Source organism: Pseudomonas sp. P7548 (genome assembly GCF_013386585.1).
Taxonomy (GTDB): Bacteria; Pseudomonadota; Gammaproteobacteria; order Pseudomonadales; family Pseudomonadaceae; genus Aquipseudomonas.
The window spans coordinates 1-2,893 of sequence record NZ_JACARO010000154.1 but is presented as its reverse complement, the minus strand read 5'-3'; the positions used below and the strand labels follow the sequence as shown (position 1 = coordinate 2,893).

Genomic DNA, 2,893 nt, shown 5'->3' with positions numbered 1-2,893 from the left:
TGGCCGCGTGGCGCCAATCAACACCAGCGACCACACCAGGCCCAGCACCACATGGATGCTGACCAGGCCGAAGGTCCAGGCGATCAGCGAATGGCCCTGGGGGATGAACTGCGGCAGGAACGACACGTAGAAGATCCCGACCTTGGGGTTCAGCACGTTGCCCAGCATGCCCTTGAGGAACCAGTTGCTGCCGGGCTTGCCGTCGGCTTCGGCCGGCGACAATGAACGGCGCGGGCGCAACAGCATGTTCAAGCCCAGCCAGGCCAGGTAGGCCGCGCCGCAGTATTTCAGTACGTTGAAGGCCACCTCCGACACGGCGATCAACGCGCCCAGGCCAAAGGCAACCGCCGCGCCCCAGAGCAGGCAGCCGGCATTGATCCCCAGGGTGGCCTGCAGCGCCTGGCGCTTGCCTTCCACCGTGGCGGTGCGCAGCACCAATGCCGTGTCGAGCCCCGGGGTGAGGGTCAGCAGGGTGGCGGCGAAGGTGAAGGCGAGGAGGTTATCGGCAATGGACATGGAGCGCAGGCCTCAAGGTGGATAGGGCACACGTTAACCGATCGGCAGCCAACGCGGAAAACCCCGGGACTTCCCGGCAAAAAACTTCATAATAGCGGCCATTTTGTTTAGCCCGTTATTCTGGTGTGCCCGCATGGAAATTAAGGTCAACTTTCTCGACAACCTACGACTTGAAGCCAAGTTCGACGATTTCACGGTGATTGCCGACCAGCCGATCCGCTACAAAGGCGACGGTTCGGCCCCGGGTCCGTTCGACTATTTCCTGGCGTCGTCGGCGTTGTGTGCGGCGTACTTTGTGAAGTTGTACTGCCAGACGCGCAACATCCCCACCGAGAACATCCGCCTGTCGCAGAACAACATCGTCGACCCGGAAAACCGCTACAACCAGATCTTCAAGATCCAGGTCGAGCTGCCGGCCGACATCTCCGACAAGGACCGCCAGGGCATCCTGCGCTCCATCGACCGTTGCACCGTGAAGAAAGTGGTGCAGGCCGGCCCCGAGTTCGTGATCGAGGAAGTGGAAAACCTCGACGCCGATGCCCAGGCCTTGCTGATGCCCAACTCGACCTCCGACGGCGGGACCTACATTGCGGGCAAGGACCTGCCGCTGGAGCAGACCATCGCCAACATGTCCGGCATTTTGGCGGGCTTGGGCATGAAGATCGAAATCGCCTCGTGGCGCAATATCGTGCCCAACGTGTGGTCGCTGCACATTCGCGACGCGCACTCGCCGATGTGTTTCACCAACGGCAAGGGCGCCACCAAGGAAGGCGCACTGGCGTCGGCCCTGGGCGAGTTCATCGAGCGGCTCAACTGCAACTTCTTCTACAACGACCAATTCTGGGGCGAGGAACTGGCCAACGCGCCGTTCGTGCATTACCCGGATGAGCGCTGGTTCCAGCCGGGCCCCAACGACGAGCTGCCAAGCGAAATTCTCGATGCCTACTGCCGCAAGGTCTACGACCGCGAGGGCGAATTGCGCGGTTCGCATCTGTTCGACACCAACTCGGGCAATGAGGCACGCGGCATTGTCTCGCTGCCGTTCGTGCGCCAGTCGGACGGTGAAGTGGTGTATTTCCCGTCCAACCTGATCGAAAACCTTTACCTGAGCAACGGCATGAGCGCCGGCAACACCCTGGCCGAAGCGCAGGTGCAGTGCCTGTCGGAGATCTTCGAACGGGCGGTGAAACGCGAAATCATCGAAGGTGAATTTGCCTTGCCGGACGTGCCTGCCGAAGTGCTGGCCAAGTACCCGGGTATCCTGGCCGGCATCCAGGGCCTGGAAGCGCAAGGGTTCCCGGTACTGGTCAAGGACGCGTCCCTGGGCGGTGAGTTTCCGGTGATGTGCGTGACCCTGATGAACCCGCGCACCGGTGGCGTGTTTGCCTCGTTTGGCGCGCACCCGAGCCTGGAAGTGGCGCTGGAGCGCAGCCTCACTGAGCTGCTGCAAGGCCGTAGCTTCGAAGGCCTGAACGACTTGCCGGCGCCGACCTTCGAAGCCCAGGCAGTGACCGAGCCGAACAACTTTGTCGAGCACTTCATCGACTCCAGCGGCGTGGTGTCGTGGCGCTTCTTCAGTGCTCAGTCGGATTACGAGTTTGTCGAGTGGGACTTCACCGGCCAGTGCGAAGACTCCAACGTCCAGGAAGCCGCAACCTTGTTCGGCATTCTCGAAGGCATGGGCAAGGAGTCGTACATGGCCGTGTACGAACACCTCGGCGCCACCGCCTGCCGCATCCTCGTGCCGGACTACTCGGAAATCTATCCGGTGGACGACCTGATCTGGGACAACACCAACAAGGCGCTGTTCTTCCGGGCCGACATCCTCAACCTGCACAGCCTCGACGACGATGAGTTGCAAGCGTTGCTTGAGCGCCTGATCGAAAGTGAGCTGGACGACTACACCGACATCACCACGCTGATCGGCATCGAATTCGACGACAACACCGCGTGGGGGCAGTTGACCATCCTGGAGTTGAAGCTGCTGATCTTCCTGGCCTTGAAACAATATGAAGAGGCCAAGGAGTGCGTGGAGATGTTCCTGCAGTACAACGACAACACCGTCGAACGCGGCCTGTTTTACCAGGCGATGAATGCGGTGCTGGAGATGGAACTGGACGACGATCTTGAGTTGGACGACTACGAAGCCAACTTCCGCCGCATGTTTGGCAATGAGCGTATGGACGCGGTGATTGGCTCGGTCACTGGTGACGTGCGCTTCTATGGCCTGACGCCGACCAGCCTGAAGCTCGAAGGTTTGGACCGCCATCAGCGCCTGATCGAAAGCTACAAGAAGCTGCACGCCGCGCGGGCCAACATCACCTCGGCCTGACACAAGGTCACCTGTGGGAGTTGTAGAGCTTTAGCGAGGCTGCGA

Annotated in this window: 2 protein-coding genes; one reads left to right on the top strand and one right to left on the bottom strand. The window is 60.9% G+C overall.

Features of this window, described 5'->3' with window-relative positions:
* Positions 1 to 516: LysE family translocator (locus tag HX803_RS31755; protein WP_178926021.1), on the bottom strand; the 516-nt coding region annotated here is incomplete at its 3' end.
* A 133-nt stretch (positions 517 to 649) separates the two neighbouring features.
* On the opposite strand from HX803_RS31755, the gene HX803_RS31750 reads away from it, so the two are divergent.
* The gene (locus HX803_RS31750; protein ID WP_178926020.1) at positions 650 to 2,848 is read left to right on the top strand and encodes an OsmC domain/YcaO domain-containing protein; all 2,199 of its coding nucleotides are present in this window, start codon (positions 650 to 652) and stop codon (positions 2,846 to 2,848) included.
* The last annotated feature ends 45 nt before the right edge of the window (positions 2,849 to 2,893 follow it).

Bases quoted from the DNA above. Each gene is read 5' to 3' on its own strand.
- HX803_RS31750 (WP_178926020.1), top strand. From the start codon at position 650: ATGGAAATTAAGGTCAACTTTCTCGACAACCTACGACTTGAAGCCAAG.